The organism is Haloferax marinisediminis, from assembly GCF_009674585.1.
Lineage (GTDB): Archaea > Halobacteriota > Halobacteria > Halobacteriales > Haloferacaceae > Haloferax > Haloferax marinisediminis.
The window spans coordinates 1,458,831-1,475,958 of the sequence record NZ_WKJP01000001.1 but is presented as its reverse complement, the minus strand read 5'-3'; the positions used below and the strand labels follow the sequence as shown (position 1 = coordinate 1,475,958).

Genomic DNA, 17,128 nt, shown 5'->3' with positions numbered 1-17,128 from the left:
TTACTCCCGGTCGTCGCACTCGCGGGCAATGGGCTTCTTCGACGACCTCCACGACCGCATCGAGAAGGTGAACAGCGTCGTCTCCGTCGGCCTCGACGCCGACATCGACCGCATCCCCGAACACCTCCTCGACAAGGACCTCCCACGCTGGGCGTTCAACCGCCGTATCATCGACGCGACGCACGAACACGCGGCGGCCTACAAGCCGAACGCGGCGTTCTACGAGGACGCCGACGGGTGGCGGTCGCTCCGAGAGACCATCGCCTACGCCCACGGAAAGGGCGTGCCAGTCCTCCTCGACGCCAAGCGCGCCGACATCGGCAACACGACCCGAAAGTACGCGAATCTGCTGGACGAGGCGGACGCCATCACCGTCAATCCCTACATGGGACGTGACTCGATTCAACCGTTCCTCGACCGAGCGGACAAGGGCGTGTTCGTGCTCTGCCGAACCTCGAACCCCGGTGGGTCCGACCTCCAGTCACTCGAACTCGCCTCGGGCGAACCGCTCTACGAACGGGTTGCGGCGCTTTGCGACCTCTGGAACGAACACGGAAACGTCGGCCTCGTCGTCGGCGCAACGGGTCCCGACGAGTTAGAACACATCCGCGAACAGGTTCCGGACCTGCCGTTTCTCGTCCCCGGTGTCGGTGCACAGGGCGGTGACGCCGAAGCAGCAGTCGAGTTCGGACTCGCCGACGGTGTCGGCCTCGTGAACTCTTCTCGGGGGATTATCTTCGCTGGAGAGGACCAGGGCGAACACTTCGACAAGGCTGCCGGTCAAGCGGCGAAGCGTCTCAAGAACCGCCTGAATCAGTTCCGCTGAACCGGCGCGTTCACCGACGACGACCACGCCGCCATCGGAACGGTGTCTCAGTACCGGCGAGACGTTTACCACCGTGCGCCACCAACTGCGACTGTGGACCGGGACCGACTCGTCATGGGTCTCGCGGCCGTGTTCGCGGGAATCACCATGCTCATCGTGGTGTTGGCGTTCGTCTACCAGCCGTTTTTGCTGGTCATGGCCATCCCGTTCGGTGCGACGACGTACTTCATGTATTCGCACGTCAGCGGCCGCCTCGAAGAGCGCTTCCGCCGAACCCGCGTCCGAGCAGGTGCCGGCGGCGTCGGGTTTCAGTCGGAACGCCGACGCGCGAGTCGACAAACGACTGGCGGATTCGGCGCTGGCCCGCGCGGCGACCCGCGTCAGGGACCGGGCGCTGGACGGTTCAGGGATGTCGGAGGCCGAACTGGCTACCAAAACCGTTCTCAACGCGTTCGCCCACCCCGAAACCCCGTGAGCAGACAGGAGGCGCTCCGAACCCTCGGACTCGACGACGGTGCCTCTCCCGAGGAAGTGAAACAGGCGTACCGAGAGCGCGTCAAAGAGACGCATCCCGATTCGAAGAACGGGGACCAAGAGGCGTTCAAACGAGTCTCTCGGGCGTACGAACGCCTGTCTGAGTAATTTCGACTACTCGTTCGTCGACACCGTTCGGTGTCAAGATAGCCCGTTGACGAGTTAGTCGTGAACCGTGGTTGATATTAACATGGTAACCACTACCGCGGAAAGCGTTTTCACGGTTGGTTTCCTACGGCCGGCCATGAGCGCTGACCGGGCTCTCCTCAACGAGGCCCTCGAGCGCGGTGAGGAAGAAGGCGGGAACGTCGAGTTCAAAGAACGCCTCACTCGCGCCGTTCACCTGTCCGACGGTCGGATGGAGTCGCTTGCGGCCCAACTCCGACACAGAGTGCTCTCTGGTGATGGAGTGGCGACCTACGTCGTCGGTGTCACCGATGACGGCGGTATCGCCGGTATCTCGCCGGCCGACTTCTCCGAGACCATGGACGTCCTCTCGTTACTCGCCGAAGAGGCGGGCGCACACATCGAAGACGTCGAGACGTGGGGCGTCGGCGAAACGGCAGAACGCGGGCTCGTCGGTGTCGCAACCATCCGCGAAGGGGCGATGCTGGACGTCGACGACGACCACATCGTCGTCGGGACCGCTGGTCACGTCGACCACGGGAAGTCCACGCTCGTTGGCTCACTCGTAACCGGTCAAGCAGACAACGGGAACGGCTGGACGCGGGCGTTCCTCGACGTGCAACCGCACGAAATCGAGCGCGGCCTGTCGGCAGACCTCTCGTACGCAGTGTACGGATTCTCCGACGATGGCCCGGTCCACATGCGAAATCCGCACCGCAAATCTGACCGCGCACAGATCGTCCAGGATGCCGACCGACTGGTCTCGTTCGTCGATACCGTCGGCCACGAACCGTGGCTTCGGACGACGATTCGCGGCCTCGTCGGGCAACGACTCGACTACGGCCTCCTCGTCGTCGCCGCCGACGACGGACCGACCCGGACGACCCGCGAACACCTCGGCATCCTCCTCGCGATGGAACTGCCGACAATCGTCGCCATCACGAAGACAGACGCCGTCTCAGCAGAGCGACTCGACGAGGTCGAACGCGAGGTCGAACGACTCCTTCGCGGTGTGGGCCGAACCCCACTCAGCGTCGAACGCCACGGCGTCGAGGCCGCGGTCGACGAGATTAGCGAGTCGGTGGTCCCAATCGTCCTGACGAGCGCCGTCGAGATGGACGGTATCGACGAACTCGACCACATGTTCGAGTCGCTCCCGAAGCGAAGCGCCGCAGAGGGTGACTTCAAGATGTACATCGACCGGACGTACTCGGTCACTGGCGTCGGCGCCGTCGCGTCCGGAACGGTCAACTCTGGCGCGGTCGAAGCGGGAGACGCACTCCTCTTGGGTCCGATGGCAGACGGGTCGTTCAAAGAAGTCGAAGTTCGGTCCATCGAGATGCACTACCACCGTGTCGACCGGGCGAACGCCGGACGCATCGTCGGAATCGCCCTCAAAGGCGTCAGTGAGTCAGAAATCGAACGTGGAATGGTGTTGCTCCCAATCGACGCCGAACCCACTGCAGTCCGCGAGTTCGAAGCCGAAGTGATGGTGCTCAACCACCCGACGCGCATCCGTGAGGGGTACGAACCGGTCGTCCACCTCGAAACCGCCTCTGAAGCGGCTGTCTTCTACCCAGAGGGTGGACAACTCCTCCCGGGCGATACGGGGAAGACTCGCGTCGAGTTCAAATTCCGGCCGTACTTCGTCGAAGAAGGCCAGCGATTCGTCTTCCGCGAAGGCCGGTCGAAAGGCGTCGGGACCGTGACCAGCGTCGAGTAAGCAGACTCAGGCGTCGACTGCGGCGTATCCGGCTGTTTCGTGCCGTGCGAGTCTGAACAGCACTGCCCAGTCGAGGAGGTCGAGTACACGGTCACGCCAGCGCGTCTCCCACCCAGTTGGGTCGCGGTGCCGTTCCCAGTTCGGGACTGTCGGTTCGAACGCGTCGAACACGGCGTCGGCCGAACGTGGGTCGTCGCCGAGTGCATCCAGCACCTCCCGAGCGCCAAAGACGTGCTCGACGAACGCGTGCCCGAGGTCTTCGACGGTCTTCTCGTCGCGGAGGCGCTCGAATCCGCGACTCGTCTCCCGAGCGAGGCCGAGTGATTGACAGAAGACGAGCCAGTCACGACCCTCGTCCGGCGTCACGTCTAACCGTGTGGCGAGGCGGCCACAGCAGTCGTCTTCGGACCCCGGAATCAGCGGGACCGCGCGGTGTGCCTCCCAGAGTCGGTCGAGTGCATCCGGGGCGGGCGGGACCGGCTTTCGCCTCACAGTCCGAACGATTCGGCGAGGACGTCCTCGTCCGTCTCACCGAAGGTGTAGGTGGGGCCGTCCACCACGTCGATGGTCGCCTGTGCCGGACCGAACACGCCGGGGTCGACCTCGCCGAAGTCCCACTCGGCGTCTTCGAACAGTTGCTCGAACGGGACGCCGTACTCTTCGCCGGCCGTCGAGATGGCGCGGTCGAAGTCGTCGAAGTCCTCGGCGACGGTCAAGTGAACCTTCCCACCGTAGGCGACGGCGTCGTTCGTTCGACTCATGGCGACACCTTCGTCGAAACTGACCGGTGCCAGCGGGGCCGACCCGCTGGCCGAGATGACACTCGACGGTTCGTACCCTGCTTCGAACAGGTTGAACATCGCGAGTTCCGCCGTCCGGGCCGCGCCCGTGACGCTCCCTGCGAGCGAACCGGTCGCGTACGTCGGCAAGAAGACGGCACTGGGTTCGACACCGCACATGTCAGCGACGTGTTCTGCAACCTCGTCGGTCGGCAGGTTGATGCTCTCGACGGTGAGCGCCGTCAGGTCGAACTCGTCGTAGTAGCCGAGGTGGTGGAACTCTTCTTCCTCACCGACGAGCGCGCGGGCGGGACCCGACCCGAGTCCGTCGAAGTCGTCGAAGACGAGTTCCCACCCTGCTTTCTGTGAACAGAGGAGTGCGAGTGCGGGGCGGTCCGTCGAGAGTTCGACGGTTGGGCGTGGCGTGCCCGCAACGTCGCCCATTCGTGTCTGCACCGTCGCGAGGCCGGCGGTCTGAATCTCAGCGAGGAGCATCCCCGCTTCGACACCGCCGTCGGCGTCGACGCCGAAGTCGATGACCGTCGCACCGGAGTCGAGTTCGTAGCCCTCGATGCCGAGTTCGTCGGCGAAATCGAGCGCCTCGTCGACCAGTTCGATGGCCATTCGATTGATGCTTTCCATGGGCGCCGATTACGCGCCTTCGGCTAAAGGGTTTGTCAGTCGCCCGCTCTCCGGCGTGCGTGGACGTGTCTCAGCGTGCGTCGCCTGAGGCACGCGTCGGCAGCTTACTCGTGGTCGCGTTTGGCCGGGCGTCCGAGGTGTTCTTCGACGGCCGAGACCTTGTCCGCGGCCCGCTGGTCGACCGTTCGTTTGTCGTCTATCTTCAGGAACGTGCTCACTCGGTCACCGTCGACCGCCTTGTGAGCCGCCGCCACCGCCGCGAGCAGTTCGTCGATATCGGCCGCCTCGACGATAGTTCCCATCGGGTTCGTCTCGTAGGAGACGTCGAAGTCGTCGAGTGCGGCGACCGCCTTGGCGACTTCGCCGGACATGCTCCCTTCGGTAACTGGTGCGACACTCAACATCGCGATGACTGTCATACCGAACACGCCGTCGCGCAAGATAGTAAAACGAAGTGTCGATTGATGGACAATTTGCTATCGAACCGATGAGGCTATCATCTTGACAGTCATAGAATCCTGTATGTCTCGACGTAGAATCACTCAACTGACACTCGTCTTCGCGGCGACGATTATCGTCGGGGTTCTCCTCGGTTCGATGATTGGAGGTGCCGTTGGCTACTCGACAGAGTGGACGGCGACGGGTGCTGCCTTCGGTCTCGCAGTCGGACTCTTCACCACGCAACGATAACGCGCTGGTCGTCCTTTTTCTTCTTCGCCAACGTATCTGATTCCATGAATCCACGTGTCGCGCGTGCGCTCACTCTTGGTCGAGCAATCCTCCACGAAGTGCGCACTGAACGGCTTACGTTCATGGCGGGGAGCATCGCCTACGGCGCGTTCGTCTCTCTCCTGCCACTGTTCCTTCTCGTTCTCGCTGCGGTCTCGGCGATTGGGAGTCTCGACCTTCGGCAGAGCGTCATTACGGTCCTCCAATCTGTGTTGACCCCCGGCGCTGGTGACGTCATCATCACCGAAATCGAGACGTCCGGGCAACTCTCCAGCCTCTCGCTCGTCGGTGTCCTCGTCCTCGTGTGGGGGACGCTGCGTATCTTCCGAGGACTCGACACTGCGTTCTCGGATATCTACGAATCAGAGGCCGCGAACACGTTCACTGACCAGGTCACCGACGGCCTCATCGTCTTGATCACCGTCTCACTCGCCGTAATCGTGGGCGGCGTCGTCGAAACGATCCTCCCCACACTCGACGGGGCCCTCGGATGGGCCATTTCTCGGGTCGTTCTCATCAGTTTCCTCTTCGTGGCGTTCTACCCGATGTACTACATCTTCCCAGACGAAGACGTGGGCTTTCTCGAAGTCGTCCCCGGGACACTCGTCGCTGCCGTCGGCTTGACGGTCTTCGCGTCGCTCTTTCGACTCTACGTCCAGTTCAGTAGCCAAGCACCCGAGTCGAGTGTCGTCGCTGGCATCCTCGTCCTCCTGACGTGGCTGTATTTCAGTGGACTCGTCATCCTTCTGGGTGCCGCGGTGAACGCAGTTCTCTCGAATCGCTCTCGCGACGTGAACGTCCGCCCACTCTTCGGTGGCGTCCCACTCGACTCGCAGGCCGGTGGGTCGACCCGACACGACGTGACCACCGCCATCGAGAAACTGGATAGACTCGTCGCCGCGAACCCGACCGACGACATCATGGTCACGGTTGGCGACCAGATGGTGTGGATTCCACGCCCCGAAAAGGTGGTCGTCGACACCGACACGAGCACGTTCCTCCCCGAGGGCCCGGTCCGGTTAGAACTCAGATGGTCGTCGTGGCCTGACACTCAGGACGACTGACAACGTGCATTATCCCTCCAGCGACCGTACCTCTCGCATGGCAATCAAGACACCGTCCTACCCGACCCGGCCACTCGACGGCGACCACTCGACGTGGGAGACCGTCGAGACGAGTTCGACCACCGCCTCGCGGGCCGTTCTCCCGCCCGTCGTCGTCGAGAACCGCACGATGAGCACCCACCACATGGGCGAAGCGTACCTCGTCTGGCAGTGTGACCGCTGTGGTGAAACTGGGTCACTGACGGCGTTCCCCACCTCCTGTCCGGACTGTGGGGCCGCACGTGAATCGCTGTTTTACTACACCGAAGACTGAGGGTCACGAACACGAGCGTCGGGTTCGAGCGTCGAGTTCCGAAGTGGCCACGTGGGGGTGCTCAGCACCGACCGCGACCGTTTTCCCGCCAGCCATCGACCGACGAGTATGTACCTCTCTCATCCTGTCCGACGGATGCGTGACGACCCATTCGACGACGAGACGGCCGAACTCCGTGTCGAACCTGTCGACGACGACGCCCGGCTCGCTCTCGACGACCACGTGGAGTCACTCGGTGGGTCTGTCGAGAAAGAACTCCAGTTCGGTGGTGTGGTGGTCGTCCTCTCCGAATCCGACGTGGCGGCGCTCTGCGAACTCGACGGTATCGAACGAATCGAGACGGTCGACACGCTCGGGTACTAATTAATCGAGACGGTCGACACGCTCGGGTACTAATTTCTTCTTCGCCCACACGCGAGCGCAGAGTCGAGGCCGACTGCCTACCAATGCTTCTGCACTGCGTCGTCGTCCCTCGCGCATGGACCCGCGAATCACAATCGTTACACTCGGCGTCTCGGACCTCGCTGACTCTATTCGCTTCTATCGAGACGGACTCGGTTTTTCCGTTACGCGACCGCGACCCGGACAGCGACATCGCGTTCTTCACACTCGATGGGACGTGGCTGGCGCTCTACCCGTGGGAGTCACTCGCCGAAGACGCGACTGTCGCCGCGGAAGGAAACGGATTCTCGGGCGTCACCCTCGCACACAACGTGTCCACGAAAGCCGAGGTGGACGCGATTCTGGACGAGGTGGAAGCCGGTGGCGGACGAATCGTGAAACCGGCACAGGACGCCTTTTGGGGCGGGTAATCCGGGTACTTCTCCGACCCAGATGGCCACCTGTGGGAGGTGGCGTATCCGATGTAAACGGAATGTAGCGGTTGGTGAAGACTCACCTTTGAGGGCGAAGAACGAACCCGAGGGATTTGAACCTCGGTCGCTCTGCTCGCTTCGCTCGCGACGCTCCCTGATTCAAATCCCAGTTCTCGCATTCACTCCTCACAGTCCGAGCGACACGCACAGCGGTCGCTCGGAAGGTAGGTTCGTTGTAGAAGTGCGTCGGCTGGGATTTGAACCCAGGTTGTGACCATGGCAAGGTCACGTGATACCACTACACTACCGACGCATGAGGTGGAAGTGCGCTGGCTGGGATTTGAACCCAGGTTGTGACCATGGCAAGGTCACGTGATACCACTACACTACCAGCGCATTCCGCGTGTATCGTGGCGCTTGCTGCGTTTCAGGATAATGCTGGGTTGATAAATAAGACTTGCGAAACGGGGAAGAAATCGGATGACAGCGCGGCACCTGCTACCACGTGGGATTCGGTTCGTCCGACTGGTCGAAAATCGTGGTATTCACGCACACACGTCATTCGCCAATCCCCCACAAACTGGTGCGTGGGAGGCTCTATCACCCCAGATTTGATTCGCTACTCTTTTAGGTGACCCTACGGTAGAAACGCCACAGTCTAGACGACACGAGGATGAATTCGGCATGAAACTTAGCGTACTCGTGCCGACCTCACTCGTCCGGGAAGCCGAAGACCAACGCGAGGCAACTCGCAAACTCGGCTACGTCGCCCGTGCGGCGGCGGTGTTCCGGGCGGACGAACTCGTCATCTTCCCCGACGAAGATGGCGAGACCAGGTGGGGCGGCGAGTTCGTCGAAACCGTACTTCGGTACGCTGCGACGCCCCCATACCTCCGGAAGGAAGTGTGGGGCAAGCGTGACGAACTCCGGTACGCCGGGATTCTGCCCCCTGTCCTCGTCTCGTCTACGACCGCGGGCGACTCCGACGAGTTGCCTGCGTTGCGAGAAGGAATCGTGACCGAGGTCGGACCTGACGACCGCGTTCGGGTCAATTGCGGAATGCAACACCCGATCTCCCTGTTCGTCCCTCCCGGGATGAACCTCACAGAGGGAGAGCGCGTCGCTGTCAGGATCTCTTCGCGAGAACCGGTCCGTGCGAGGATCGTCGACGACCCCCTTCCGGGGTTCGACGTATCCCGCATGGACCTCACGGAAGCACTCGGCAGGCCAGATGCGGGCGTGCGAATCGCCACGTCTCGCTATGGCGAGCCGCTGTCAGTCCCCCGTTTGGGAGAACTGACTGCCCGCATCGCCGATGCCGGCGGTATGACCGTCGTCTTCGGTTCACCGGGCCGTGGGCTTCCGGACATGCTCGGGATGTCTCCCGAGGATGTTGCAGACGTCGAACCTTCCGGTGGTCCGGGGTTCGACCTCTGGCTCAATACGATTCCGCGACAGGGAAGCGACGTGGTGCGAACGGAAGAAGCGATGTTCGCGTCACTCGCCTCCCTGACACTCACGGAGTGAATACATGCCACAACCAAGCAGACCACGAAAAGGCTCGATGGGCTTCAGCCCACGCAAGCGTGTGACCAAAGAGGTCCCGCGCATCAAGTCGTGGCCAAGTGACGATGGCTCTCCTGCACTGCAGGGATTCGCTGGCTACAAAGCCGGCATGACCCACGTCATGATGGTCAACGACGAAGCGGACTCCCCCCGAGAGGGTATGGAGGAAGCAGTGCCGGTGACCGTCGTCGAGACGCCACCGATGCGTGCTGTTGCTCTTCGCGCCTACGAGCAGACGTCGTACGGTATGAAGCCGAAGACTGAGGTCTGGACGAACGAGTTCCACGACGAACTCGACCGCGTCCTCAACCTTCCGGCAGAAGACACGTTCGAAGAGGACGCCGAAGCGCTTCGCGAGGCCGTCGAGGCCGGTGAAGTCGATGACCTCCGCGTCATCACGCACACGGTCCCGTCCGAACTCAAGAACGTGCCTAAGAAGAAGCCCGACGTGATGGAGACTCGCGTCGGCGGCGGCTCCCTCGTGGAGCGCGCCGACTTCGCCCTCGAACTCGTTGGCGAGGGTGGCGTACACGAGATGTCCGACGTGTTCCGTGCTGGCGAGTATCTCGACGTCGCCGGTGTCACGAAGGGTAAGGGTACGCAAGGTCCCGTCAAGCGATGGGGCGTCCAGAAGCGGAAGGGCAAGCACGCCCGCCAGGGTTGGAGACGCCGTATTGGCAACCTCGGCCCATGGAACCCGTCGCGTGTCCGCTCGACGGTTCCGCAGCTCGGTCAGACTGGTTACCACCAGCGCACCGAGCTCAACAAGCGCCTCATCGACCTCGGCGACGGCGACGACGCCTCCGTCGACGGTGGCTTCGTCAACTACGGCGAGGTCGACGGCAACTACGCGCTCATCAAGGGCTCGCTCCCGGGTCCCAACAAGCGTCTTCTGCGGTTCCGCCCGGCCGTCCGGCCGAACGACCAGCCGCGCCTCGACCCCGAGGTGCGCTTCGTCTCTACCGCATCGAACCAGGGTTAAACCATGCAGGCAACTATCCGAGACCTGAACGGTGACGACGCAGGCAGCATCGACCTGCCTGAGGTTTTCGAGACGGCTTACCGTCCGGACCTCATCAAGCGCGCAGTCATCGCAGCTCAGGCAAACCGAAAACAGCCGTACGGTGCCGACCCCTACGCTGGCATGCGAACGCCGGCAGAGTCCATGGGAAGCGGTCGCGGCATGTCGCACGACCCACGCCAGAATGGCGTCGCACGACGTGTCCCGCACGCCGTCTCCGGTCGTCGCGCACACCCGCCGAAGGCCGAGAAGGACCAGGGGAAGGAAATCAACACGAAAGAGCGCAAACTCGCAGTCCGCTCGGCACTCGCCGCAACGGCGAACCCCGAACTCGTCCGCGAGCGCGGTCACCAGTTCGACGATGACCTCGAGCTTCCGCTCGTCGTCTCCGACGACTTCGACGACCTCGTCAAGACGAAGGAGGTCGTCGACCTCCTGCAGTCGCTCGGCGTCTACGCCGACATCGAGCGCTCCGAAGAGAACAAGAAGGTGAAAGCCGGTCAGGGTAAGCTCCGTGGCCGCAAGTACACCCGTCCGAAGTCCATCCTCTTCGTGACGTCCGAGGAGCCTTCGAAGGCTGCTCGTAACCTCGCCGGTGTCGACGTCGCCACCGCGGCGAACGTCTCCGCCGAGGACCTCGCGCCCGGTACGCACGCCGGCCGCCTCACGCTCTTCACCGAAAGCGCACTCGAGGAGGTCGCAGAACGATGAGCATCATCGAGCACCCACTGGTCACCGAGAAAGCGATGAACCAGATGGACTTCCAGAACAAGCTCCAGTTCATCGTCCACGTCGACGCGACCAAGTCCGAGATTTCGGACGAAATCGAGTCGCGCTACGACGTGACCGTCGAGAAGATCAACACACAGGTCACGATGAAAGGGAAAAAGAAAGCAACCGTTCGTCTCTCTGAAGACGACGACGCGCAGGAAGTCGCGTCGCGAATTGGGGTGTTCTAACCATGGGACGCCGAATTCAGGGCCAGCGTCGTGGTCGCGGTTCGTCCACCTTCCGGGCGCCGTCGCACCGCTACAAGGCCGAACTGTCGCACAAGAAGTCTGAGAAGAAAGACACCATCTCGGGTACGGTCGTCGGCATCGAGCACGACCCCGCCCGCAGTGCGCCTATCGCCCTCGTCGAATTCGAGGACGAACAGCGCATGATCCTCGCTCCCGAGGGCATCACTGTCGGTGAAGAGCTTCAGATCGGCGTCTCCGCCGAGATCAAGCCCGGCAACACGCTGCCCCTCGCCGAGATTCCTGAGGGTGTCCCCGTCTGTAACGTCGAGCGCCAGCCCGGCGACGGCGGGAAGTTCGCCCGTGCCTCCGGTGTCAGCGCGCAGCTCCTCTCGCACGACCGCAAGGTCGCTGTCGTGAAGCTGCCGTCGGGTGAGGTCAAGCGCCTCAACCCCGAGTGCCGTGCCACCATCGGCGTCGTCGCCGGTGGCGGCCGCACGGAGAAGCCGTTCGTCAAGGCAGGGAAGAAGTACCACAAGATGAAAGCGCGCGGTATCAAGTGGCCGCGCGTTCGTGGTGTTGCAATGAACGCCGTCGACCACCCGTTCGGTGGCGGTGGCCGCCAGCACCCCGGTCAGCCGAAGTCCGTCTCGCGGGACGCCCCGCCGGGACGGAAGGTCGGTGACATCGCCTCCAAACGCACCGGTCGCGGTGGCAAGGGAGGTAAGTAATCATGAGCACGCAATACCGTACCGGCCGCGAAGGTGAGTTCACCTACCGTGGCTACACGCTCGAAGAGCTCCAGGATATGGACCTCGACGAAGTCGCGGAACTGCTCCCCGCTCGTCAGCGGCGAACCATCACCCGTGGCCTGTCCACTGAGCACGAAAAACTGCTCGCGAAGGTCGAAGACAAGACGGAAGAGGAGACGGCAAACGCGCCAGTCCGCACGCACCTGCGTGACATGCCGATTCTCCCCGAGTTCGTCGGTCTCACCTTCGCCGTTTACAACGGTCAGGAGTTCGAACGCGTCAAGATTCAGCCCGAAATGATCGGGCACTACCTTGGCGAGTTCCAGCTGACCCGTTCGTCAGTGACCCACGGTCAGGCCGGTATCGGCGCGACCCGGTCCTCGAAGTTCGTGCCGCTCAAGTAAAACCATGGGAATCAATTACAGCGTCGAGGCCGACCCGGACTCCACGGCCAAGGGTATGCTCCGGGACCGGCCCATCAGCCTCAAGCACAGCAAGGCCATCTCCCGCGCCATCAAGGGGATGACCGTCGCCGACGCCGAGGACTACCTCGCAGCCGTCATCGACGGCGAGCGCTCGGTTCCGTTCAAGCAGCACAACTCCGGTGTCGGTCACCGAAGCGACATCGAGGGCTGGGACGCAGGACGATACCCTGAGAAAGCGTCCAAGGCGTTCCTCGAGCTCCTCGAGAACGTCCGCAACAACGCGACCGAACAGGGATTCGACGGCCCAGCCATGGAAATCAAACACGTCGCCGCCCACAAGGTCGGCGAACGTCCGGGTCGCAAGCCCCGCGCCTTCGGCCGGGCAGACCCGTGGAACACCCCAATCTGTGACGTCGAACTCATCATCGAGGAGGTCGAGGAATAATGGCTGACGAACACCAATTCATCGAGAACGGACTGCAGCGGTCCCAGATCGACGAGTTCTTCGCCGAAGAGCTCGGCCGCGCCGGCTACGGCGGCATGGACGTCGCGAAGACGCCCATGGGCACGCAGATCGTGCTCAAGGCCGAGAAGCCCGGTATGGTCATCGGAAAGGGTGGGAAAAACATCCGTAAGGTGACTCGGGAACTCGAAGAGCGATTCAACCTCGACGACCCCCAGATCGACGTGCAGGAAGTCGACGAGCCGGACCTCAACGCCCGGATCGTCGCCGACCGCCTCGCCAACGCACTCGAGCGTGGCTGGTACTTCCGCAAAGCGGGCCACACGACCATCGACCGTATCATGGACGCCGGCGCCCTCGGTGCCGAAATCGTCCTCTCCGGCAAGGTCACGGGCGCTCGCTCGCGCGTGGAGAAGTTCAACCGTGGCTACATCAAGCACAACGGTGAACCCGCACAGGAAATCGTCGACGAGGGCCAGGGCGTCGCAGTCATGAAGCTCGGTACCATCGGCGTCACGGTCAAGATCATCCCGCCGGGTGCGCGCCTCCCCGACGACTTCGAAGTCGAGGAAGACGCCCAGCCTGAAGCGGTCGAACAGATCGAAGAGACCGAGAGCGTCGAAGACCTCCTCGAAGAGGAACCGGAAGAAGTTCCGGACGTCTCCGAGGACGTCGAAGCCGAACCCGAGACGGAAGCCGTCGACGAGGAAGTCGTCGAGGAAGCCGTCGAGGAAGACCTCGACGAAGAAGTCGTCGAGGACGAGGCCGACGCCGACGAGGAAGCCGTCGAGGAAGACCTCGACGAAGATGTCGCCGAAGAGGCGGCCGACCTCGTTGCCGAGATGGAAGACGACGACGAAGAGGAGGAAGAATAAATGGCAATCCTCTACACCGAAGAGATTCGCGACATGACGCCCGCAGAGCGCGTCGCCGAGCTCGAAGAGCTCGAGACCGAACTGCTCAACGCCAAGGCCGTTCAGGCCGCGGGTGGCGCACCGGACAACCCGGGGCGCGTCTCTGAACTGAAGAAGACTATCGCCCGAATCAAGACGATTCAGGGCGAAGAAGGCGACCTCGACGAAGAATAAATGCCACTGACACCCGAGACCCTCGCGCGACACGAACTCAACGGCCTCTCTGTAGAGGTCGTCGACGCGGCGAACCCCGACCTTGTCGGGATAGCCGGGCGTATCGTCGTCGAGACGATGCGTACGCTGATGGTCGACGATGGGACTCGGGTGCGGCAGGTGCCGAAACGAGGGGCGACCTTCGAATTTGAGATTCCGTGCACAGATGAAGCCGCCGGCGCTGCGAAGGTGTCGGGGACCACGTCCAAACTTCGGTCGGATACTACTGGCGGATTAGATGCCAGTCAGTCTGGCCGGCGCGCCGACTCATCATCGGCCGCTTCCCACATTGGGAATTGCGAGGGCATGGCCTACGTTACGGTGGATGGCTCACAACTGCTCTCACGACCCGCCCTACGCACCGAAACTACAGGTGACTCGAAATGGCGATAGGACTAGACGTTCCAATGCCTCCGGAACCCGACGAATCCGAGGCTTACGACTACGAAAAATGTCCGTTCTACGGCTCGCTCTCCGTCCGGGGTCAGACCCTGGAGGGCAAAGTCGTCTCGACGGACATGGCAAAGACCGTCATCGTCGAGCGGGAGTACGACGTATTCGTTCCGAAGTACGACCGCTACATGAAGCGACGTTCGCGCATTCCGGCACACGTGCCGGGCGTGCTCGACCACGTCGCTGTCGGTGACGAAGTAAAGATTGCGGAGACACGCCCGCTCTCGAAGACCAAATCACACGTTGTGGTTGAAATCATCGGGGGTGACGAGTGATGGAAGCGCTCAAAGCAGACATCACCAAAGGCGTCGCTCGTGGCTCGCTGATCACGTGTGCCGACAACACCGGCGCACGCGAACTCAAGGTTATCAGCGTCGCGGGTTACTCCGGCACGAAGAACCGACACCCCAAGGCAGGCATCGGGAACAAGGTGACCGTCTCGGTTACCAAAGGTACCCCAGAGATGCGCCGCCAGGTGCTCGAAGCCGTCATCGTCCGCCAGCGGAAATCCTTCCGCCGGCCGGACGGGACGCGTGTGAAGTTCGAGGACAACGCCGCCGTCATCATCGACGAGATGGAAGAGCCTCGCGGGACCGAGATTAAAGGACCCGTCGCACGCGAAGTGGCCGAGCGCTTCGGGAGTATCGCATCGACGGCTACGATGATTGTATAGTATGACCCGACAACCGCGCAAACAGCGAAACGAAGTTCGCAATGCGCCGCTCCACGAGCGGCAAAAGCAGGTCCGCGCACCGCTGTCGGCCGACCTCCGCGAGGAGTACGACACCCGGAACGTCCGCGTCAACGTGGGCGACACCGTGGAGGTACTCCGTGGCGACTTCGCCGGCGAAGATGGCGAAGTCACCGAGGTCGACCTCAAGGACGCCGTCATCTACGTCGAAGGCGTCACTGTGGCAAAAGCCGACGGTGAGGAGGTCCCACGACCCCTTCAGGCCAGTAACGTCCGCGTGACGGAACTGGACCTCGAAGACGACGTGCGCGAGGCCCGACTCAAGGAGGATAACGAATGACTCGACACCAGAAGCGACTGTCCGTACCGAAGTCCTGGCCGGTCGAGCGCAAGACAGGCACGTTCACGGTCAAAGCCGGTGCCGGTCCGCACGGCAAGGCAGGGGTTCCCCTGCTCATCGTCCTGCGCGACGTGCTCGGCTACGTGGACTCGAAGAAGGAAGCCAAGTACGCCCTCAACAACCAGAGTGTTCTGGTCAACGGCGACGCGGCATCCGACGTTCGCCGTCCCATCGGGATGTTCGACATCCTGGCGTTCACCGAGCGTGACGAATACTACCGTGTCTTCCCCGACGAGGGTGGCCGTCTCGCACTGACGCCCATCGACGCCGACTCGGCATCCAGCCGACTCGGAAAGATCGTCCGCAAGACGCAGGTCACTGGCGGCAAGTTCCAGCTGACGCTTCACGACGGCTCGAACCTCGTCGTCGACGACGCCTCGGAGTACAGCAACAAGGACTCCATCGTCGTCGACAACGAGACGAAGGACGTCGTCGTGCACTTCCCGTACGAGGAAGGCGCACTCGTCACTGCCGTCGCTGGCTCCCACGCCGGCGAAATCGGTGAAGTCACCGAGATTATCACGACGAAGGGCAGCGGAAACAACTCCGTTGTCGTCGAGACCGAAGACGGCGCGTTCGAGACCATCGAACAGTACGTCGTCGTCATCGACGAGAACTTCACGGGTGATGACGAATGAGCGAAGCTGAATTCCACGCGATGCGCGACCCGCGTATCGAGAAAGTCGTCGTCCACATGGGCGTCGGCGAAGGTGGTCGCGAACTCGCGAAAGCCGAAGACATCCTCGAAGAGATCACGGGACAGGAGTCCGTTCGTACGGTCTCCGGCCGTGCTTCGCAGGACTTCGGTGTCCGTCGGGGCGAACCCGTCGGCGCGAAGGTTACGCTCCGCGGCGACGCCGCCGTCGAGTTCCTCGAGACCGCACTCCCAATCGCGGACCTCTCGTTCTCGTCGTTCGACGAGACGGGTAACTTCGGTTTCGGTGTCGCAGAGCACACCGAGTTCCCGAGTCAGGAGTACGACCCGCAGATCGGTATCTACGGCCTGGACGTGACGGTCAACCTCGTCCGCCCCGGATACCGTGTGAAAAAGCGCGACAAGCGCTCTCGACAGATTCCGTCATCCCACCGGATGACCGTCGAGGACGCCGTCGCGTTCATCGAATCCACGTTCGACGTGGAGGTTGAAGAATGAGCGATAGCGAAACAGAACAGACGGGCGAGCACGCGACCCGCCGCACCGGCCAGGAGAACGAGTGCCGGCGCTGCGGGCGAAAGCAGGGACTTGTCGGCAAGTACGACATCAACCTGTGCCGCCAGTGCTTCCGAGAGATTGCCCGCGAGATGGGATTCAAGAAGTACCGATAATATATGGCTGACAACGATCCACTCAGTAGCGCGCTTTCCGGTGTGAACAACGCCGAGAGCGTCGGACACCTGTCCCACGAGATCCAGCCCGCCTCGAACATCATCGGCTCCGTCCTCGAGGTCTTCTACGACCGCGGGTACGTCGACGGCTTCGAATTCGTCGACGACGGCAAGGCCGGTAAGTTCGAGGTCGAACTGAAAGGCGCAATCAACAAGTGTGGCGCCGTCAAGCCGCGGTACTCCGCGGGTGCTGACGACTTCGAGCGATGGGAGAAGCAGTTCCTCCCCGCCCGTGACTACGGGGCGCTCATCGTCACGACGAGCCACGGCGTCATGAGCCACTACGAGGCCCGCGAACAGGGCATCGGTGGCCAGATTATCGCCTACGTCTACTAGA

27 protein-coding genes, 2 tRNA genes and 1 pseudogene are annotated in these 17,128 nt (G+C 62.5%); 25 read left to right on the top strand and 5 right to left on the bottom strand.

The annotated features are described in order from the left end of the window. Positions 1-28: 28 nt before the first annotated feature. The 3 genes from pyrF to GJR98_RS07685 all read left to right on the top strand — a co-directional run bounded on the left by pyrF (position 29) and on the right by GJR98_RS07685 (position 3,209). The gene (pyrF, locus tag GJR98_RS07695; RefSeq protein WP_151137050.1) at positions 29-826 is read left to right on the top strand and encodes an orotidine-5'-phosphate decarboxylase; all 798 of its coding nucleotides are present in this window, start codon (positions 29-31) and stop codon (positions 824-826) included. A 93-nt stretch (positions 827-919) separates the two neighbouring features. Next, the gene (locus GJR98_RS07690; RefSeq protein WP_151137048.1) at positions 920-1,468 is read left to right on the top strand and encodes a J domain-containing protein; all 549 of its coding nucleotides are present in this window, start codon (positions 920-922) and stop codon (positions 1,466-1,468) included. A 136-nt stretch (positions 1,469-1,604) separates the two neighbouring features. Beyond that, on the top strand, positions 1,605-3,209 hold the full coding sequence (locus GJR98_RS07685; protein ID WP_151137046.1) for a GTPBP1 family GTP-binding protein: 1,605 nt from the start codon (positions 1,605-1,607) through the stop codon (positions 3,207-3,209). A 6-nt stretch (positions 3,210-3,215) separates the two neighbouring features. Here GJR98_RS07685 and GJR98_RS07680 read toward each other — a convergent pair whose 3' ends face one another. The 3 genes from GJR98_RS07680 to GJR98_RS07670 all read right to left on the bottom strand — a co-directional run bounded on the left by GJR98_RS07680 (position 3,216) and on the right by GJR98_RS07670 (position 5,049). Next, complete coding sequence (locus GJR98_RS07680; RefSeq protein WP_151137044.1) at positions 3,216-3,701, bottom strand: hypothetical protein; 486 nt, start codon at positions 3,699-3,701, stop codon at positions 3,216-3,218. Beyond that, positions 3,698-4,630 carry a methenyltetrahydromethanopterin cyclohydrolase gene (gene mch / locus GJR98_RS07675; RefSeq protein ID WP_151137042.1) on the bottom strand — a complete coding sequence of 311 codons (933 nt, stop codon included), beginning with the start codon at positions 4,628-4,630 and terminating at the stop codon, positions 3,698-3,700. The genes GJR98_RS07680 and mch overlap by 4 nt, the downstream gene beginning before the upstream one ends. A 104-nt stretch (positions 4,631-4,734) precedes the next feature. Beyond that, positions 4,735-5,049, bottom strand: a complete 315-nt coding sequence (locus GJR98_RS07670) for an MTH1187 family thiamine-binding protein (RefSeq protein WP_151137040.1) — start codon at positions 5,047-5,049, stop codon at positions 4,735-4,737. A gap of 103 nt (positions 5,050-5,152) precedes the next feature. On the opposite strand from GJR98_RS07670, the gene GJR98_RS17460 reads away from it, so the two are divergent. From GJR98_RS17460 to GJR98_RS07650, 5 genes and pseudogenes are all read left to right on the top strand, one after another. After that, positions 5,153-5,320 (top strand): hypothetical protein, encoded by a 168-nt coding sequence (locus tag GJR98_RS17460; RefSeq protein ID WP_191965434.1) that lies wholly within the window; start codon positions 5,153-5,155, stop codon positions 5,318-5,320. Positions 5,321-5,364: 44 nt separating this feature from the next. Further along, the gene (locus GJR98_RS07665) at positions 5,365-6,423 is read left to right on the top strand and encodes a YihY/virulence factor BrkB family protein (RefSeq protein ID WP_151137038.1); all 1,059 of its coding nucleotides are present in this window, start codon (positions 5,365-5,367) and stop codon (positions 6,421-6,423) included. Between the two features lie 37 nt (positions 6,424-6,460). Further along, the gene (locus tag GJR98_RS07660; protein ID WP_151137036.1) at positions 6,461-6,736 is read left to right on the top strand and encodes a DUF7130 family rubredoxin-like protein; all 276 of its coding nucleotides are present in this window, start codon (positions 6,461-6,463) and stop codon (positions 6,734-6,736) included. Positions 6,737-6,844: 108 nt separating this feature from the next. Continuing rightward, complete coding sequence (locus GJR98_RS07655) at positions 6,845-7,099, top strand: hypothetical protein (RefSeq protein ID WP_151137034.1); 255 nt, start codon at positions 6,845-6,847, stop codon at positions 7,097-7,099. 115 nt (positions 7,100-7,214) lie between these two features. Continuing rightward, positions 7,215-7,545, top strand: a pseudogene (locus GJR98_RS07650) (VOC family protein); the annotation flags it as partial. A 248-nt stretch (positions 7,546-7,793) separates the two neighbouring features. On the opposite strand, the gene GJR98_RS07645 reads toward GJR98_RS07650, so the two are convergent. After that, a tRNA-Gly gene (locus tag GJR98_RS07645) sits at positions 7,794-7,864 on the bottom strand. 12 nt (positions 7,865-7,876) lie between these two features. Next, positions 7,877-7,947, bottom strand: a tRNA-Gly gene (locus GJR98_RS07640). 288 nt (positions 7,948-8,235) lie between these two features. On the opposite strand from GJR98_RS07640, the gene GJR98_RS07635 reads away from it, so the two are divergent. Genes GJR98_RS07635 through GJR98_RS07555 form a run of 17 tightly spaced genes read left to right on the top strand, consistent with a single transcriptional unit; the run spans position 8,236 to position 17,127 of the window. Further along, positions 8,236-9,078 carry a putative RNA uridine N3 methyltransferase gene (locus GJR98_RS07635; RefSeq protein WP_151137032.1) on the top strand — a complete coding sequence of 281 codons (843 nt, stop codon included), beginning with the start codon at positions 8,236-8,238 and terminating at the stop codon, positions 9,076-9,078. A 4-nt stretch (positions 9,079-9,082) separates the two neighbouring features. After that, the gene (locus GJR98_RS07630) at positions 9,083-10,099 is read left to right on the top strand and encodes a 50S ribosomal protein L3 (RefSeq protein ID WP_151137030.1); all 1,017 of its coding nucleotides are present in this window, start codon (positions 9,083-9,085) and stop codon (positions 10,097-10,099) included. Positions 10,100-10,102: 3 nt separating this feature from the next. Further along, positions 10,103-10,849 carry a 50S ribosomal protein L4 gene (gene rpl4p, locus GJR98_RS07625; RefSeq protein ID WP_151137028.1) on the top strand — a complete coding sequence of 249 codons (747 nt, stop codon included), beginning with the start codon at positions 10,103-10,105 and terminating at the stop codon, positions 10,847-10,849. After that, positions 10,846-11,097, top strand: a complete 252-nt coding sequence (locus GJR98_RS07620; protein WP_151137026.1) for a 50S ribosomal protein L23 — start codon at positions 10,846-10,848, stop codon at positions 11,095-11,097. Before rpl4p ends, GJR98_RS07620 begins: the two co-directional genes overlap by 4 nt. A 2-nt stretch (positions 11,098-11,099) precedes the next feature. Beyond that, positions 11,100-11,825, top strand: coding sequence for a 50S ribosomal protein L2 (locus GJR98_RS07615; protein ID WP_151137024.1), 726 nt, complete (start codon positions 11,100-11,102; stop codon positions 11,823-11,825). 2 nt (positions 11,826-11,827) lie between these two features. Further along, positions 11,828-12,250, top strand: coding sequence for a 30S ribosomal protein S19 (locus GJR98_RS07610; protein ID WP_151137022.1), 423 nt, complete (start codon positions 11,828-11,830; stop codon positions 12,248-12,250). 4 nt (positions 12,251-12,254) lie between these two features. Then, the gene (locus GJR98_RS07605; RefSeq protein ID WP_151137020.1) at positions 12,255-12,716 is read left to right on the top strand and encodes a 50S ribosomal protein L22; all 462 of its coding nucleotides are present in this window, start codon (positions 12,255-12,257) and stop codon (positions 12,714-12,716) included. Then, entirely contained in the window at positions 12,716-13,609 is an 894-nt protein-coding gene (locus tag GJR98_RS07600; protein ID WP_151137018.1) for a 30S ribosomal protein S3, read from the top strand. Before GJR98_RS07605 ends, GJR98_RS07600 begins: the two co-directional genes overlap by 1 nt. Next, positions 13,610-13,822: a 50S ribosomal protein L29 gene (gene rpmC / locus GJR98_RS07595; protein WP_058571921.1), complete on the top strand. Its 213-nt coding sequence runs from the start codon at positions 13,610-13,612 to the stop codon at positions 13,820-13,822. Further along, entirely contained in the window at positions 13,823-14,254 is a 432-nt protein-coding gene (locus tag GJR98_RS07590) for a ribonuclease P protein component 1 (protein ID WP_151137016.1), read from the top strand. After that, complete coding sequence (locus GJR98_RS07585; protein ID WP_151137014.1) at positions 14,245-14,589, top strand: 30S ribosomal protein S17; 345 nt, start codon at positions 14,245-14,247, stop codon at positions 14,587-14,589. Before GJR98_RS07590 ends, GJR98_RS07585 begins: the two co-directional genes overlap by 10 nt. Beyond that, positions 14,589-14,987 carry a 50S ribosomal protein L14 gene (locus GJR98_RS07580; protein ID WP_151137012.1) on the top strand — a complete coding sequence of 133 codons (399 nt, stop codon included), beginning with the start codon at positions 14,589-14,591 and terminating at the stop codon, positions 14,985-14,987. Before GJR98_RS07585 ends, GJR98_RS07580 begins: the two co-directional genes overlap by 1 nt. 1 nt (position 14,988) lies before the next feature. Continuing rightward, the gene (gene rplX / locus GJR98_RS07575) at positions 14,989-15,345 is read left to right on the top strand and encodes a 50S ribosomal protein L24 (protein ID WP_058571918.1); all 357 of its coding nucleotides are present in this window, start codon (positions 14,989-14,991) and stop codon (positions 15,343-15,345) included. Then, positions 15,342-16,043 carry a 30S ribosomal protein S4e gene (locus GJR98_RS07570; protein ID WP_151137010.1) on the top strand — a complete coding sequence of 234 codons (702 nt, stop codon included), beginning with the start codon at positions 15,342-15,344 and terminating at the stop codon, positions 16,041-16,043. The genes rplX and GJR98_RS07570 overlap by 4 nt, the downstream gene beginning before the upstream one ends. Next, positions 16,040-16,558: a 50S ribosomal protein L5 gene (locus GJR98_RS07565; protein WP_151137008.1), complete on the top strand. Its 519-nt coding sequence runs from the start codon at positions 16,040-16,042 to the stop codon at positions 16,556-16,558. The genes GJR98_RS07570 and GJR98_RS07565 overlap by 4 nt, the downstream gene beginning before the upstream one ends. After that, positions 16,555-16,731, top strand: a complete 177-nt coding sequence (locus GJR98_RS07560) for a 30S ribosomal protein S14 (RefSeq protein WP_151113216.1) — start codon at positions 16,555-16,557, stop codon at positions 16,729-16,731. The genes GJR98_RS07565 and GJR98_RS07560 overlap by 4 nt, the downstream gene beginning before the upstream one ends. 3 nt (positions 16,732-16,734) lie before the next feature. Next, entirely contained in the window at positions 16,735-17,127 is a 393-nt protein-coding gene (locus GJR98_RS07555; protein WP_058571914.1) for a 30S ribosomal protein S8, read from the top strand. Position 17,128: the final 1 nt, after the last annotated feature.

Coding starts and splice junctions, on each gene's coding strand:
- pyrF (WP_151137050.1), top strand. CDS start 29: ATGGGCTTCTTCGACGACCTCCACGACCGCATCGAGAAGGTGAACAGC.
- GJR98_RS07685 (WP_151137046.1), top strand. CDS start 1,605: ATGAGCGCTGACCGGGCTCTCCTCAACGAGGCCCTCGAGCGCGGTGAG.
- mch (WP_151137042.1), bottom strand. CDS start 4,630: ATGGAAAGCATCAATCGAATGGCCATCGAACTGGTCGACGAGGCGCTC.
- GJR98_RS07670 (WP_151137040.1), bottom strand. CDS start 5,049: ATGACAGTCATCGCGATGTTGAGTGTCGCACCAGTTACCGAAGGGAGC.
- GJR98_RS17460 (WP_191965434.1), top strand. CDS start 5,153: ATGTCTCGACGTAGAATCACTCAACTGACACTCGTCTTCGCGGCGACG.
- GJR98_RS07665 (WP_151137038.1), top strand. CDS start 5,365: ATGAATCCACGTGTCGCGCGTGCGCTCACTCTTGGTCGAGCAATCCTC.
- GJR98_RS07660 (WP_151137036.1), top strand. CDS start 6,461: ATGGCAATCAAGACACCGTCCTACCCGACCCGGCCACTCGACGGCGAC.
- GJR98_RS07655 (WP_151137034.1), top strand. CDS start 6,845: ATGTACCTCTCTCATCCTGTCCGACGGATGCGTGACGACCCATTCGAC.
- GJR98_RS07635 (WP_151137032.1), top strand. CDS start 8,236: ATGAAACTTAGCGTACTCGTGCCGACCTCACTCGTCCGGGAAGCCGAA.
- GJR98_RS07630 (WP_151137030.1), top strand. CDS start 9,083: ATGCCACAACCAAGCAGACCACGAAAAGGCTCGATGGGCTTCAGCCCA.
- rpl4p (WP_151137028.1), top strand. CDS start 10,103: ATGCAGGCAACTATCCGAGACCTGAACGGTGACGACGCAGGCAGCATC.
- GJR98_RS07620 (WP_151137026.1), top strand. CDS start 10,846: ATGAGCATCATCGAGCACCCACTGGTCACCGAGAAAGCGATGAACCAG.
- GJR98_RS07615 (WP_151137024.1), top strand. CDS start 11,100: ATGGGACGCCGAATTCAGGGCCAGCGTCGTGGTCGCGGTTCGTCCACC.
- GJR98_RS07610 (WP_151137022.1), top strand. CDS start 11,828: ATGAGCACGCAATACCGTACCGGCCGCGAAGGTGAGTTCACCTACCGT.
- GJR98_RS07605 (WP_151137020.1), top strand. CDS start 12,255: ATGGGAATCAATTACAGCGTCGAGGCCGACCCGGACTCCACGGCCAAG.
- GJR98_RS07600 (WP_151137018.1), top strand. CDS start 12,716: ATGGCTGACGAACACCAATTCATCGAGAACGGACTGCAGCGGTCCCAG.
- rpmC (WP_058571921.1), top strand. CDS start 13,610: ATGGCAATCCTCTACACCGAAGAGATTCGCGACATGACGCCCGCAGAG.
- GJR98_RS07590 (WP_151137016.1), top strand. CDS start 13,823: ATGCCACTGACACCCGAGACCCTCGCGCGACACGAACTCAACGGCCTC.
- GJR98_RS07585 (WP_151137014.1), top strand. CDS start 14,245: ATGGCGATAGGACTAGACGTTCCAATGCCTCCGGAACCCGACGAATCC.
- GJR98_RS07580 (WP_151137012.1), top strand. CDS start 14,589: ATGGAAGCGCTCAAAGCAGACATCACCAAAGGCGTCGCTCGTGGCTCG.
- rplX (WP_058571918.1), top strand. CDS start 14,989: ATGACCCGACAACCGCGCAAACAGCGAAACGAAGTTCGCAATGCGCCG.
- GJR98_RS07570 (WP_151137010.1), top strand. CDS start 15,342: ATGACTCGACACCAGAAGCGACTGTCCGTACCGAAGTCCTGGCCGGTC.
- GJR98_RS07565 (WP_151137008.1), top strand. CDS start 16,040: ATGAGCGAAGCTGAATTCCACGCGATGCGCGACCCGCGTATCGAGAAA.
- GJR98_RS07560 (WP_151113216.1), top strand. CDS start 16,555: ATGAGCGATAGCGAAACAGAACAGACGGGCGAGCACGCGACCCGCCGC.
- GJR98_RS07555 (WP_058571914.1), top strand. CDS start 16,735: ATGGCTGACAACGATCCACTCAGTAGCGCGCTTTCCGGTGTGAACAAC.